This window comes from Flavitalea antarctica (genome assembly GCF_054461535.1).
In genome coordinates, this window is sequence record NZ_JBTLQG010000052.1 from 14058 (window position 1) to 28911 (window position 14854).

Below are 14854 nucleotides of genomic sequence, written 5' to 3' on the forward strand. Positions count from 1 at the left end.
TGACCGATGTACCCGAAAGAACCTGGAGTCTACCCAAAAAAGAAATTAGCACAAATCGCAGGCTTGTTTTATCTCATCGTTATCTCAACCGGTTTATTTGCCGAGATTTTCGTCAGGCAGAAATTGAGAATACACGGTGATCCCCTTGAAATAGCCAATCACCTGAGGAATTCCGAAATGTTATCGCGCTTAGGGTTAGTTGCGGACCTTGTTAATTTCATCTGCGGACTTCCGGTTATACTGATCGTCTATATCTTATTCGAGCACGTAAACAAATTTCTTATCCGTCTTGCGTTGCTTTTTGTAATTATACAAACGGCAATCATCGCCACCAACTTATTGAATCAAATTTCACCGCTGCTCTTATTAGGGAATAATGCCTACATGAAATCCTTTGAGCCGGGTCAGTTAGCTGCCCTATCGATGCATGCACTCGATCTGCAGGCACAGGGTTATGGCATCGGCCTGGTTTTCTTTGGTTGCTATTGTATTATAGTGGGATATCTTATAATGAAGTCAACGCTTGTGCCACGTTTCCTGGGATTTCTTTACGCACTTGCAGGAATCAGCTATCTGGCCAACACATTTATCATGATCATGTCAAGGGATTTTGCAAACCCTCTGTTTCCTTATTTCGCAGCAGTTGCATTCGTCGGCGAGTTTTCCCTTTGTCTATGGTTATTAATTAAGGGAGTTAAAGATCAACAGGAAATAATGACGACCTGATGAACAACAAGAGGTTTTCGGAAGATTACAATTTGATTATTTTCTTTCGCCTGATACAGGAATCAATCTTGCCGATAAATCCGGATCAGCCATATCCTTATCAAAAGGAAACATGGGCCGCCTGATGCGTTTATACGGCAGTTGCTCGATAGCCTGGTCAACACCACCGGGCGTTAGTGCCATGATCCAGTCTGCCCGCATGGCATACAATTCAGGTTGAAGGTAGCCAATCTTCACTACCACGATATCCGTTTTCCTGGGTGCAAGATTCAGCCTTGTAAAATCTATCTCGTCGTGATAAGGTTTTCTTTTTTCTGTTACGATGATGTAGAGGCTGCCCGACTTGATCACTACTTCAACCACGGCATCTTTATCCCCTTTAACTATCGAATGAACAGTGCCCTTGATATGCGCCGGGGGCGAAAATCTTGAATCAACTTTTGCACCGGCATATCCATCCACCCTTCCCCCAATTCCCGCTTCAAGTGCCTTAGCTACCAGCTCGGGACCGGGAATAGACGCATAGATCAGGGAAGGCCCATTGGCTGTTTTAAATCTTGAATCGTTAAGTAACTGATTGAGTGTCCAGGTAACATCTCCTGCGCCACCGGCCGTTGGGTTGTCGCCCATGTCACTTATGAAAAACGGGTGTTTGGAACTGTTGACTGCCGAGTCCAGTGTTTGTTTCCATGGCAGGGTCGGCGCAACAAAACCAAATTCCTTTCTTGCGTTCCAGAAGCGTGTCGCTAATTGCTCAGCAGCAGTTGTGACGGCTGTTTTATCGTCGCCGGTCACCATCACGACGGCATGATTGCGTGGTTCATCTGCCCAGGCATATCCGATCCAGATCGCGGCGTCGGTTACTCCTTGCCGTTTGGAAGCCGGATCAACCTCCGCATAAATCGATTTACCCGGTTCGATCCTTGTGCTTGTTTTTTCGCCGGGTAATAACACGGGTATAGGTATCCAGGCTTTGAATGCAGGTTTACCTTTGCCGGTTTCAATCCGTTGCAGTAAGTTTTCAACCGCACGGCGTTTTGTGTCCATCGCGTCTTCATGAGGTGCCATCCGATAGCACGTAATGAGATCTGAATTTCCGGCGAGTGACTCGGAAACATTTCCGTGAAGGTCCATCGATGTGGAGACGAGGGTTTCATATCCAACCACTTCACGGATTCGTTTTAACAGATCACCTTCAGGATCATCAAGGCCCACTACACTCATTGCGCCATGGATATCGAAAAACAGCCCATCATAAGGCATATGTTTTTTTAATGAGTCGAGTAACCTGTTCGATAGTGCATCATAGGCCTCGCGTGTAACCGCCCCTCCGGGGAGCGACTTACCAACCAATGCAGGTAGCCACTCCGCGCGCTTGCGGATCGATGAGTCAGCGGCCATAAATGGATAGTTCCTGAAAATATCAGATCCATATTTAGCATGAAAAGCAGCAGAGTCAGTTAATGCAGGTGAAAAGGTACTCGACTCGATACCCAGGCCGGCGATGGCAATCCGAGGCAGGCGTTTGGAGCCCGATGTGTTGTTATCTGGCTCATCCTTGCAGCCAACCAGGAATACAACAAATGCCAGTGCGGTTATGATAATTGATCTATTCAACTTTGAAGTTTTGATCAAGATACCGATATAAGGTTATACAATGGCCAACTGTTAGCGGTTTTCAAAACAATAATGCAATGGTCGCCATCGGTAAAAACATTTTCCGGCTATCGGGGAGAAGAATAAAATCGTAGCGCTTATAAAACGTGATCGCATCTTCGTCAATCGGATCGACAACTACTGACATTGAACCGACTTCTGATGACGCAAAATAGCTTCTCTTTAAAGCATCTATCAGTATCGCTTCTCCTAATCCCTGGCGATGATAAGTTTTACTGATGGCCAATCTGCCCAATAATATTGCGGGCAGGTTTGTGTAGGCAGGTGGTAACTTTGTAATAATCTCCTGCGGCAGCAGTCCCCGCTCCACAGCAGCAGACGAAAGCGTGTAATAGCCTTTGATTTCTTTCTTATCAGGAAGAATAAAACAGGCTGAAAGTTTTCTTTTTACATCCTGTCTTACCTGTTTATGTAAATAAGCATCCAGGATCGGTTTTCCGCAGTTGAATGGCTCTCTCTTATACGAAGAATCGAGGGGCACCGTTATATAACTCATTTTTGCTTAGCCAATTTGTTGTATTTCTTCGCGGCAGCAATGAGTTTTTTACCTGGTCTGGAGGGGTTTAACAACGCATCAAAGAAGATTTCCTGATCGCGCTTTGATGCAATAATGGCATTATGAGTTTTGACAATTTCATCTGCTTTGCTTTGAGCAGAAATAATCACAAATTCAGTCAATGTCCGGTAACCGCCCAAATTTGCAGCATACTCAAAAAATTCCTTTTGCGCTTTGGGGAGTCTTGTATCAAACCTCGCTGTCTCTTTGTCCATAATCTAAGTTTTGCAAATACTAATGTACGGTAAATATCCGTACAAATAATCCAGTACCGGCAGCCAAGATATTAAAATGCAGGCCCTCTTCAAAGGAATGGTCCTGACAAGCTTCTGCCCCAAACCCAAAATGCCGGCTTCCACCACAAAAAACCGGGCTTTCATCACCTCCCCTCTGCGTTTCAGACTGTTGTTGATACTTTAGTATTCAGCCTGCTACCGCTCGTCATCATTTCGGGGATATAAGTTAATCATCCTGTAATATTTGAACGGGCCGGGCGACAAAAACAACAAACCAAACCGGATCTGCGATGCATGGCATCATGTATTGCATTTACCAGCCTGGCCAGGAAAAAGAAAGCCAGCGAATGTTTTCAGTGTCTGTTCAACAAATCATACTGCTATGTTTAAAAACTTCTTCCTTACCGCCTGGCGAAATCTATCCAAGAATAAATTATTTACCGTCCTACATGTATTTGGCCTGGCGCTGGGGATGTCGTTGTGCCTGCTCTATATCGCATGGCTGGTCTTTATATTCAGCTATGACGACTTTCATCCGGACAGGGACAGGATCTACCGGGTTAACAGCCTATTGCAAAACAATGAAGAAAATCCATACCTGGCTTCGGCGCCGCTGGAGGTCGCCCACCATCTCAAAACGGACATATCCGGGGTAGAAAAAGTCATCCGCATCAATGAATTTCTTGGCGGCCAGATGATTTACGGCGATAAAAAAATCTATGTTAATGGCTACTTTGCTGATCCGGCATTTTTCCAGGTATTTAATTTCCCGTTGATCAAAGGCGATAAAGCGACAGCACTTAGCCAGCCAAACTCCATCGTTATTTCTGAAACTGAAGCAAAGAAATTCTTTGGTAATAATGAACCGATGGGTCAGTTCATCAAAGCCGGGCCTTATGGCGACCTGATGGTTACCGGCATATTCAAAGATGTTCCCCCCAACTCGCATATGCAGTTCGGCGCGATTGCATCTTTTTCTACCTACGAATCACATTTGAAAACGTTGACGCCTGTGAAGCTCGACATCAGGCAGCCATTCATGGATTCTTATATCTACATTCTGTTGTCCAAAAATGCCGTGCCCGACAACATACAACAATCGCTGAACAAGATCACGAAGCAGCGCTACACAAAAAAAGATTTCAAGGCTTCATTTAAATTACAACGACTGGATAAAATCGCCCCCGGACCAGCGATCGTGAATTCAATCGGGCCAACCTGGGACTATCTCTCCATATTCCTAACCGGCTCCATCACATTATTGATATTGATACCAGCCTGTTCTAACTATATTAATTTATCTATCTCGCAGTCGCTGGAGCGGATGCGGGAAATAGGCGTAAGAAAGGTGTTGGGCAGCCAAAGAAAACATATTATGTTGATGTTTATCGTAGAGGCAACCGTAGTGTCACTACTGGCACTGATCTTTTCATACCTCATATATGAAGTACTACGGAGAGACTACATTTATGAAATCGTGGAGACAGTGCAACTCGATCTAACACCCACTATCGCTACCATTGCGGGCTTTATTGCGTTCGCACTGCTCGTTGGCATTACCGCAGGCGCTATCCCGGCGCTATATTTTCTGAAAGTCACACCGCTCAATGCTTTGAAAGGCAAGGAACTGAAGTCGAGTGGTCGCTCATGGTTTCGAAAAGTGATCTTAACCACACAATTCATACTTTCTCTTGGCTTTACGATGTCGGTGCTGATCATGATCCGCCAGTATAACTATTCGGTAAATTATGATTTTGGGTTTGAACAGGGCAACATACTTGATGTCGAACTGCAGAACATCGATCCCCAGATTTTCGTGAACGAATACTCAAAGCTATCGCCTGTAAAAAAGGTGTCTTTATCATCTCATGTATTAGGAATAGGCTCTGCACCCGAACAATTTGTAAAGGTTTCACATGGCGTTGATTCGATCGAGGCGTCATCAATCGCCATCAACGAGGCTTTTATATCGAATATGAAGCTGGAGTTGCTTGCAGGATCTGATTTCTCTTCCAAGGCTTCTGAAAATGCGCGACAGATTATCATCAATGAAGAGCTGGCAAAAATGTTAAGTCCAAGGGATCCTTTTGCGGCAATCGACAGGTCCCTGATCCTGGGAGATGGGTCGGAGGTGAGGATCATTGGCATCCTGAAGAACTTCCATTACTCGGGACTAAAAGAAATAATCAAAAGTTTCTTTTTTGAATACCGGTCAGATAAGTTCATGTATGCGAATTTAAAACTGCAAACAGCCAATCTTGCCAGCGTGCTGCCTGTTATGGAATCTACCTGGAAAAAAATTGGTGGTGAGGGCAAGTTTACCTCGCAGCTTTTTTCAGATGAGATCAAGGATGCGTTTAGCTATTATATGATGATTGTGAAGCTCTGGGGTTTCCTGGGCCTATTGGCAATAACCGTGGCTTGCATGGGTTTGCTTGGTTCCGTGTCATTTACCACAAGAAAACGTTTCAAAGAGATCAGTATCCGGAAGGTAATGGGTGCTTCGACACGAAACCTTGTCCTGATGTTGTCAAAAGATTTTTTGATCCTGTTAGTGATAGCAAGTCTCATCACGATCCCGCTCGTGTATTTTATGTTTGATTACCTGTTGTCGACGATCCAGTCATACAATATCCAGATTGGTATCTTCGAAATCGGCACCAGCCTGGGGATTGTGCTTGTATTAGGACTCACCACGATCCTGTCGCAGACCTTGAAGGCCGCGAATAGAAATCCGGTCGATAATCTGAGGACGGAGTAGACTGCCGTCAGTCCAACGCAATAGTCAGATTGATCATTTATTTAGTTTGCAGCCCGTATGCTTTCCAACGTGTAAGCAAAGCAATGCTCTTCCGATTCCTCTTTGAGGAACCGAAAGGGAATGGCCTTGAAAATAATAAATGCTGTTATTAAATCAACTTTCTTCTTCCCTGATCAGGCTTTTGAGAGAGCTTGCCATTTCCGGAGTCACGTTCACGCCATGCACTTCGCTTGCATGTTTACCAGCCTGTTGCAATACCTCTTCATCAGTGTTGGCTTTGATAACTCCTTTGCAATCGAAACCGGCATCGGCACAGTATAAAACTTTCATGTTGTAACGTTTAAAAGTGATTATTGGTGAACCTGAAAATAATTCCGAGCAAAACCACAATCAGTTTTCATTTACGGCTATACCTGAGGTTTGATACTAATTTAAATTTATCCAATTTTGACAAAAATTCCAAGAGGAAAAATTGACCTTTAATTGTCGAAATCTTGCCCCGCTGTGTGCCACCGATATACGTGCAATCTGAAGACTATTGAGTGGTTTGCACCCGAGGGTTTTTCGATTAACTTAGATGGATTATGATATTCCGTAAAGAGTTTATTGTTACTGGCTTTAAACCCTTTCACCAATATGCTATCAATTCAAGTTGGGAAACGGCTAAAGAGGTGAAGCGGAAAAGAAATGAAGTGCTGATTCAACAACTTACTGTTGAACACAGGACAGTACAGGAGGAAATTACTGGAATTTTAACTGACCAATCATGCAAGGTGTTATTGCTTGCTGGCCTCGCAGACATTAATTTGGTACACCTGGAAATGCGTGCCAGAAAGCCCATAGAATTGTCAGACACTCCGGGTCCCGACATGTTACATGGCGTTTGGCCATGGGAAGAAAACCTCCATGGCCTTAGGAGGCTTGGAATTCAAGCGGAGTTTTCTAATGATGCCGGGGCATACGTGTGCGAATGTGCTTACTGGTCCGCACTAAATTTTCGAAGATTATACGGTTATCCGTTATGTGTTTCTTTTTTCCATGTACCCTTGTTCAACGAACAATGGAATGAAGAGCTTTTGTCTGATGCGGTTCTACTTTCGCTCGACACCGCGATTCAGACCATACAAGGTGAGATCGAACCTTAAATGGTGATAGACAACATTTCCTGGAAATTTACTGACAGGAGCGCTCTTCCATCCGTAGGGATATTTTGTGGTGCCATCATCGCGTATTATACAGTGGATTCCAGCTCGTCATTTTTCCCATGCCAGTACTTCGGAGACCACTTATTTACAATCGGCTGAATTTCCCAGATCCCGATGATCGGCAGCAGAAGATAAAATATAAACATAACGGCACTTTCCCATGAAAATTTGCCGTCATTTACGGACACTGATAGCGTTCGGGCTGCGAACCAGATGGAGTGTAGTAAGGCGAATATTGCATAACCCTGGAAAATCCCAAAAACCACAGTATTGGTCTCCGGAAGATTATACAGGTCATGAGACTGGGCCAGCATAATCGTCGTCACAACTGAGAAGACACAAAGGTAAATGATATTAAAAGCAAGCAGGCCGGTACTATTTGAAGCAATGCCTATTGCCGCGAGTCTTTTTTGACCATAAGAACCAATTGACCAGACCCACGCCCAAAAGATCAATGTCATGATCAATCCGGGTGCAATACCGACATGACCTGGTATGGTAGAAAAAAAGTAAAAAAACAGCAGGATCAGGAAGAGCTGCCAATGTTTTAACGGAAGTATCAGTTGCATATAAAATGAATCAAGGGTTTCCGGGTGATAAGGCCCGCTATTTGACGTATTTTAGTCTCTTTGAGTCAACAATTTGTGTGACTATTTTTCAAGAAGAATGTTTTTGACCCGGATTCTGCAAAGAGAATACGCATAACACTTTGCCTATTCATTTTCCGCTCCTATCTTGCCCTCCCTGATCCATTCGTATTGCCAACAATGCCGGGCGTGTCCGGTTCACTCATTATCCTCTACTTTACCAAAACCAAAGAGCTGCATCAACGAAGCGGATCTTAATCCCGGCGGATCAGTTCCTCGCACAAAGCAACTCAGTTAAATTTCGGCACATTTACTTTCAACTCAAACATAAACAGTCTCCCGATCGATGGGGATCCGACAGCCTCCATTTGTCTCGAATTGAGCAAATTTGTGATCGCCATATTAACACTCAGCATTTGGTTGATTTTATATCCTGCATGTAAATCAAATGAAATAAAACCACCCAGGGGACCCCAGTCAAAATTTTTCAGATAGTATTTCGGCTGACCTGATTTATCTTCCCAGTATACTCTTCCTCTGCTTCCTTTGCCTGCCTCAGTGCCGATCTGAGGCCCACCATAAAAATCATATTGTTGTATAAGGCGGGTGGAAATATTGATAAACATTTTCTTCTTAAGAAGTTCCTGGAAGTTTAAACCAATCATGCCTTTATTCCTGGGGGCATTCAGGCTTCTTTCTTCCAACGACACATATTCATCTCCATTCGCATCATTCCTAATATTGTCATCAGTAATATCTGATCCGAACCAGGAGTATTGCAACTGAAGGCTGATAAAATTATTTATTGAATAATTCACACCAACATCAAGACCGTAACTGCGCACTTCCCCGTAATTTAAGTTGCAGGAAAAAGATGCACTGTCCAGGATATCATCAACTACTCTTCCCGGGTTGGAAGGCCGCAGAGCTTGCCCAAACGCTGAGATGGCCCTGCCGCCAATGGGTTGGGCCGGACCTATAAAATTATTACTCTTATTGTAATAGGAAGTAATATCAACAAATAGCTTTTTTGCAATCATACCTTTATACCCAAATTCCCACGAATCAATTTCCTCTACCTTTAAAGGAGTTGTGGTTAGATAGTTTCCGGGTATTTCACTCATTTTTGATTTGTTTGGTTGATAGACGATGCCTTCACCATTTCCGAAATAGCTCCTGTTAATATTTGCATATTGTGAAAGTATATTAGGGGTCGAATAGGCTTTTCCCCAGGTTATCCTGAAAGTATTATCGCCAAGGGTTTTACTTAATGCCAGCTTAGGAGAAATGAAACCGCCAAAATTGCTATGATGATCAAACCGCATGGCCCCAATAAAACGAAAGGTCCACGGCAATGATTTTTCGAGTTGTATTACGGCGCCGTATTGGGTAATCCTGATGCGATGGAAACTGTCAAGCAGGTTAACGCCGAAACCGTTCGGCCGCTCCAATTGATAATTCAGACCTGCTATCATCAATAACCCGGCCTTTTGAAACGTTTGATTGTATTGGGCGTCGGCATTCATCCTGCCGCTTTTTTCTTTATTTAAAACCAGCGCGGAATCTTCCGCAAGTTCAGGAGGCAATGGGTTTGGCTTATGAGTAAGATTCCAAAATGTTCTTGTGTATGTAGGTATCTGATACGTTTTGCCAATATTTCCCAAAGTATTGGAAATAGCAAAGAAGTAGCGTGGATTAACCAACCTGGCCTGGTAAAATCCATGTGTAACATCTCTGACCTGGACACGCCCGGGCTGAAGAAGATTACTTTTGCCCAAACCACCTGAAACGATGATATCAGTTTTGGGTGTTAATCGATAATAAACCTGGCCTTCTGCACGGATGTGCCTGAAATTAAAATCCACGTTATGTTCCTTAGTAGCATTGCCATAAGGCGGATAAGGGGTAACATATACAGTGTCATACCAGTTGTACTCTTTTCCTGAAGCGTATTCCCCGGTGATTTTATAAGCCCATTTATCATTGATCTTTTCTGCATGCCTCAGGCGACTGCTGAATTGATGATGGTTCCCTGCACTAACTGCTACAGTTGTTCCCTGGCATTTTCGTGGATCTTTCGTTTTAACATTGAAGATGGCATTCAGTGCATTCGGGCCATATAATGCAGCCTGTGGTCCAAAAACGATTTCAAGACTTTCAATATCATCCTTAATATAGCTGCCCATGTTAAAAATCGGTGGATTGGCACTAAGCGCCGCCCTGTTCAGGCGGCCATCAACCAACTGAACAACTTTGAGATTTCCGCCACTGTTGAAATTCCGCGCATTAAATGATATCCAGTCAACACCCGACCGGATAAATTGAAGTCCATTAACCCTGGAAGCCATCTCATTGATATTTGAGCCGGCAAACTGTTCAAAATCCTTTACCCCAAAAACACTGATAGAGGCCGGTGCATTTACAATCCTTTCCGGGCGTGCTGTTGCGGTCAGGACGACGGTACTGCCCACCCGGACATCGACGTTCATCAACACGTTTACAAAGGAAGTGCTATCGTCAACAACCTCAACCAATATTTTAGCCTGTTCATACCCTACATAGGAAATGATTAGCGTTAGCTTACCCGGTTTAACGTTCTGTATTAAAAAAGTTCCATCATTGTTTGCAAGTGTTGATGCTGGAGATCCTTTGATAGCAAAGGCTGAAGATTCTTTTATAGCAATAGTGGCTCCGGCGAGAGCTTCATGGGTTTCTCTTTCAATCACCTTTCCCCTGATAATGCCTTGTGATAGCAAAAGATAATGAACTGCAGTCAGACCAACAGTAAATAAGAACTTTTTCATCGAATAGCTTTTTAGTGATTGTAAATAAGAATCTTACTTTAGTCAATCGCCGCTTAAGCTTTTCAGTAGGTTTGGGGATATAAATGAAGAGAACCAGGCTCGCCCATTTTGATTCTATCCAATTAGTTTTACAAAATTGTTGCGATAATACTTTCCAATTGGCAGCTCTGTACCACCTATTTCAATCATTTCATTGGTGAAAGATTTTATCTTATTGATGGCAATGATGAACGATCGATGGATCCGGATAAAATCATTTCCGCTTAACATCGCTTCAATAGAGGAAATCGTCTGCCGGGTAATATAGCTCTTATCTACTGTAAAGACTTTTACATAGTCTCTTGCACTTTCAACGTATAGTATATCTGCCAATAAGATTTTAGCAAGCTTTCTGTCAACCCGTAGATAAATAAAATCTGTTCCGGTTTTTCGTGATGAGTTACCGGCTGTATCACTTAGTTCATCAACTTTTTTAGGAAAAGCTTTATTCACAGCCCTGAGAAATCTTTCAAACCTGACCGGCTTTAAAAGATAATCCACTGCGTCCAGGTCAAAGCCGTCCAATGCATACTCTTTATAGGCTGTAGTAAATATAATTTTAGGAGGGTTTTGTAACGACTGTACAAACTCAGTTCCCAGTAATTCAGGCATTTGAATATCCAGGAATATAAGATCAATGCGATGATTCTGTAAAAACAGCAAAGCCTGGATAGCACTGCTGCATTCACCCGCGAGATCAAGCGTCGGAACTCTTTCGATATACCGACGTATAACGTCCCTGGCGTTTGGCTCGTCATCTACTACCAGGCAACGCGTTGCATTATTTCGAATATCAGGCATAGGTAGAGGTGGAGGTTATTGTTTTTGTTTGAATATGTTCAAATTGATCTATCCTCACAAGCTCCATCTTAAGCTCAACAACAAAAGTTTCATCGTCTTCAGTTATCTGCAGGGTATACCGGTTCCGATACAATAGTTCAAGCCTTTTTCTGACATTCCCGATTCCTGTACCTTTACGGTCATTTGGTTCACCAGCAGTCGTTTTTCTTCCATTCATTATCGTCAAAAAAAGAGTGGTATCAGTTAGTTCAATTTTTAAGTTGATCCAGGGATGTTTGAGCATCTTACTTGTTCCATGTTTGAAACAATTTTCGACAAAGGGCAATATCAGGAGTGGTGTGATGTAAATGTCGCCGGTATTCGAAGGCATCAATACTATAAGATCCAGCTTCTCATCATACCTGATTTTTTCAAGATTGATATAATCAGAGACCATCTTCAATTCACTTTCTAAGTTTACCAATTCCCGATTGCCTTCAACTAAAACATATCGTAGGATATGTGAAAGCTCCCTGATCATTTTTGCACTCTCCGGTGATTCATGTTGGGTTTTGGAATAGATATTATTTAGGGTATTAAATAAAAAATGCGGATGAACCTGCGCTGTCAATAATTGCAGTTGTGCTTCGGTTTTTTCTTTAAGCAATTCCAGGCTTCTCTTTTCTTTGAGATGCCAATACTTTATAAGCCTGATGCTGCAGGCAGCCATAGCTACCATTACAGTTCCTTTTATCGTAACAATCCTGGCCAGCACAATATTGGCATTGAACGTTCTCGGCTTAGTTAGTCTGAATTGTTCAGGTAAAATGCCAATCGTAAAGTTCGCTAATACATAATTCAATAGAATAAAAGAGAGCACTGCTGCTGCACACAGGAATAAAACGATCCAAAAAAAAGCAAGAACATACCTGTTCTTTAATATATACCTGGGTAAAATGAAATCAATTAATACATAAGTAAATAAAATCTGCGGAATCAGCATGTGAAACGCTTCCAATACCGGATATAAGACTTTCCGGAATAGCTGTATCTCTGGTGCCCCTGATCCCATTGCATGAAAAAAAGTGAAATAAAGCCAGTAGCAAAACCAAAACAACAGATGCCGCTTAACACGATCTGATTTTTTATCTGAAAATATAAAATCTTTGCTGATCATTGCTTTTGCTGCTTTAATAATACCACTTCTTTACCGTTGACCATAATCAGCAACGGCGGCGTTACTTTCCGTTGACCCATATTCAGCAACGGCAGCCTCACTCACGTGATTACGACCCCAGGCATACTCACCTTGCTATTTGCAGATAACTGAACAGGTATAGCTGATGTAATCCTTGCCAGCTCAAGCCTCAGATTAACTATAAACACATCTTCATCTTCATTTATCTGGAGATCATGTTTGCCGGGGTATAATAGTTCAAGTCTTTTTTTTACGGTTTGCATTCCTATTCCGTCCCTGTCAGTATTTGCATCCTTGGTTGTTTTTTTCCCATTCATTAGCTTCATAACGAGAGCTGTATCCTGCAACTCGATCTTTAAATTGATCCATGGTTTGTTTTGCGTATCACTGATTCCATGTTCAAAGCAATTCTCAACAAAAGGCAATAATAGCAAGGGTGTGATGTATAAATCTGATGTTTTTGAAGGAAGTAAAATGTGGAGATCAAGCTCTTTATCATACCTCAGCTTTTCAAGATGAAGATAATCGGTAAGCATCTGCAATTCCTTATCCAGGGGGACCAGTTCATGTTTACCTTCATCTAAAACATAGCGTAGGATTTGAGAAAGCTCCATGATCATTTTAGCTCCTTCCGGTGATTCATCCTGTGCCCTGGAATAGATGTTATTTAGCGTATTGAATAAAAAATGCGGATGAACCTGCGCTGTCAATAATTGTAATTGAGCTTCGGTTTTTTCTTTAAGCAATTCTAGATTTCTTTTTTCCTGTAGATGCCAATGCTTGAAAAGCCGGATACTGCATACTGCTGTAGCCGCTACCAGTGTTCCTTTAGAATACGAAACCAAATTTACCCAAAGGTTACCGGGTACCTGGTAGACACTGGTGCCAGGGAAAACATAATTTGCCAGGATAAAACCAAGAGCGCCTGTTGCAAACACAAAAAAAATAATCCAGAAAAACGAAAAAAAGTATTTGTTCTTCAATACAAACGCCGGCAAAATGAAACCAATTAATGCATACGCGAAAAACATCTGTGGAATTATGTCCTGGAATGTTTTCAATGCCACGTTTGGAAGATTACTGAAATAGTTGCGGCCAGGAGAATAACCAGGAAGAAAAGCATTAAATATCCAGAAGCAAAGCCAAAACAGCAGGTGTCGCTTAATGCGATCAGACTTTCGCTCAGAGAATATAAAATCCCGGCTTAGCATATGTGTTATCTAAATTAAGTTTTTTAGATGAAAGTGGATCCTGGGCAAGGTCTGTTTGAGACAGAAGCCTACAAATGAGAGACAAAATCATTTTATACAAGACAAAAGCCGGCTATTAATGCCGGAATAAATTGTCGATTCCGGGGCACTTTATGCAGTGGGTTTCCTGGTAATCATCGCATTTACAAAATATCCGCTTTGTGGAGAAGTAGTTTTGATCGGGTGACTGATTTCTCAACAATCGACTCATTTTCATAAACCCTCAAACAAACATTATGATAAAAGTCAGCATGCTACGGGCAATGATAATTGTAACCCTGGCGGTCTCGGTGTATTCGTGCCGGAAAGGAAAAGTGGACGTAGTATATAACTCATCGTCCGGACATCTTGAAAATGATATGGTGTTGTACTGGAATGCAAAGGCAGATACAGTACTTAGTGTTCTGAACCCTCCTACCCAGGCAAGATATTTTGCCATGATTCAGATTGCGGTACATGATGCCCTGAATGCTATAAAGCCAAAGTATGAGCCATTCGCATTGTTGAATACAAGGGAAAACAAAGCATCTCCGGATGCGGCAGTCGCCAGTGCGGCTTATCACACCATTATTAAATTGAATGTCCAGCGAACATATCCCGCACTTGCATGGTACACTGAATGCCTGGAAAGAATACCGGATGCTGAAGGTAAAGAGCTGGGCAAGGCATTGGGCGAAAAAGCAGCTGATGCTATTATTGCCAAACGTTCTTCGGATAATTTTGCTATTGCCCGCCAGATATTAGCTGTGCCGGATGGTGTATTGCCGGGTGAGTATAAGTCAACACTACCACACAGCCTTCCAGGCAGACCAAGAATAAAATCGTTGCATCTATGGGGCACGAATATGGCGCCATTCGTAGTAAATACTAATTACCAATTCCGGCCGGGACCTCCGTTCCCTGTGAGTTCTCCTGAATATGTCGCGGATTACATGGAAGTGAAAGCTAAGGGTGCAAGGGTAGCCCATACCCGCTCTGCAGATGAAACAGAGATTGGTGGGTTTTGGGTTGAACGCGCAAATATTGGTTGGAACC

General features: G+C 42.7%; 13 protein-coding genes. 4 read left to right on the plus strand and 9 right to left on the minus strand.

Annotation, left to right across the window (positions count from 1 at the left end):
* Positions 1 to 6 precede the first annotated feature (6 nt).
* Positions 7 to 726 (plus strand): DUF4386 domain-containing protein, encoded by a 720-nt coding sequence (locus ACX0G7_RS25725; protein ID WP_458926413.1) that lies wholly within the window; start codon positions 7 to 9, stop codon positions 724 to 726.
* 36 nt (positions 727 to 762) lie between these two features.
* Here ACX0G7_RS25725 and ACX0G7_RS25730 read toward each other — a convergent pair whose 3' ends face one another.
* From ACX0G7_RS25730 to ACX0G7_RS25740, 3 genes are all read right to left on the minus strand, one after another.
* Positions 763 to 2343: a M81 family metallopeptidase gene (locus ACX0G7_RS25730; protein WP_458926414.1), complete on the minus strand. Its 1581-nt coding sequence runs from the start codon at positions 2341 to 2343 to the stop codon at positions 763 to 765.
* Between the two features lie 61 nt (positions 2344 to 2404).
* Positions 2405 to 2899 (minus strand): N-acetyltransferase, encoded by a 495-nt coding sequence (locus ACX0G7_RS25735; RefSeq protein WP_458926415.1) that lies wholly within the window; start codon positions 2897 to 2899, stop codon positions 2405 to 2407.
* Positions 2896 to 3174, minus strand: a complete 279-nt coding sequence (locus ACX0G7_RS25740) for a type II toxin-antitoxin system TacA family antitoxin (RefSeq protein WP_458926416.1) — start codon at positions 3172 to 3174, stop codon at positions 2896 to 2898. Before ACX0G7_RS25740 ends, ACX0G7_RS25735 begins: the two co-directional genes overlap by 4 nt.
* Positions 3175 to 3577: 403 nt before the next feature.
* Between ACX0G7_RS25740 and ACX0G7_RS25745 the strand changes: the two genes are divergently transcribed.
* A complete protein-coding gene (locus ACX0G7_RS25745; protein ID WP_458926417.1) occupies positions 3578 to 5956 on the plus strand; it encodes an ABC transporter permease in 2379 nt (792 codons plus the stop codon).
* A gap of 153 nt (positions 5957 to 6109) precedes the next feature.
* Here the strand turns inward: ACX0G7_RS25745 and ACX0G7_RS25750 are convergent, their stop codons facing one another.
* Positions 6110 to 6286, minus strand: coding sequence for a DUF1059 domain-containing protein (locus ACX0G7_RS25750; RefSeq protein ID WP_458926418.1), 177 nt, complete (start codon positions 6284 to 6286; stop codon positions 6110 to 6112).
* Between the two features lie 254 nt (positions 6287 to 6540).
* Here ACX0G7_RS25750 and ACX0G7_RS25755 point away from each other — a divergent pair, with 254 nt between their 5' ends.
* Positions 6541 to 7101, plus strand: a complete 561-nt coding sequence (locus ACX0G7_RS25755) for a pyroglutamyl-peptidase I family protein (protein ID WP_458926419.1) — start codon at positions 6541 to 6543, stop codon at positions 7099 to 7101.
* An 86-nt stretch (positions 7102 to 7187) separates the two neighbouring features.
* Here ACX0G7_RS25755 and ACX0G7_RS25760 read toward each other — a convergent pair whose 3' ends face one another.
* From ACX0G7_RS25760 to ACX0G7_RS25780, 5 genes are all read right to left on the minus strand, one after another.
* Positions 7188 to 7730, minus strand: coding sequence for a hypothetical protein (locus ACX0G7_RS25760; RefSeq protein ID WP_458926420.1), 543 nt, complete (start codon positions 7728 to 7730; stop codon positions 7188 to 7190).
* A 308-nt stretch (positions 7731 to 8038) separates the two neighbouring features.
* Positions 8039 to 10552 carry a TonB-dependent receptor gene (locus ACX0G7_RS25765; RefSeq protein ID WP_458926421.1) on the minus strand — a complete coding sequence of 838 codons (2514 nt, stop codon included), beginning with the start codon at positions 10550 to 10552 and terminating at the stop codon, positions 8039 to 8041.
* Between the two features lie 114 nt (positions 10553 to 10666).
* Positions 10667 to 11392 (minus strand): LytR/AlgR family response regulator transcription factor, encoded by a 726-nt coding sequence (locus ACX0G7_RS25770; protein WP_458926422.1) that lies wholly within the window; start codon positions 11390 to 11392, stop codon positions 10667 to 10669.
* Positions 11385 to 12548, minus strand: coding sequence for a sensor histidine kinase (locus ACX0G7_RS25775; protein ID WP_458926423.1), 1164 nt, complete (start codon positions 12546 to 12548; stop codon positions 11385 to 11387). The genes ACX0G7_RS25770 and ACX0G7_RS25775 overlap by 8 nt, the downstream gene beginning before the upstream one ends.
* Positions 12549 to 12649: 101 nt before the next feature.
* A complete protein-coding gene (locus tag ACX0G7_RS25780) occupies positions 12650 to 13780 on the minus strand; it encodes a sensor histidine kinase (protein ID WP_458926424.1) in 1131 nt (376 codons plus the stop codon).
* A 275-nt stretch (positions 13781 to 14055) separates the two neighbouring features.
* On the opposite strand from ACX0G7_RS25780, the gene ACX0G7_RS25785 reads away from it, so the two are divergent.
* Positions 14056 to 14854 (plus strand): hypothetical protein (locus ACX0G7_RS25785; protein WP_458926425.1); only part of this gene is annotated, 799 nt, incomplete at its 3' end.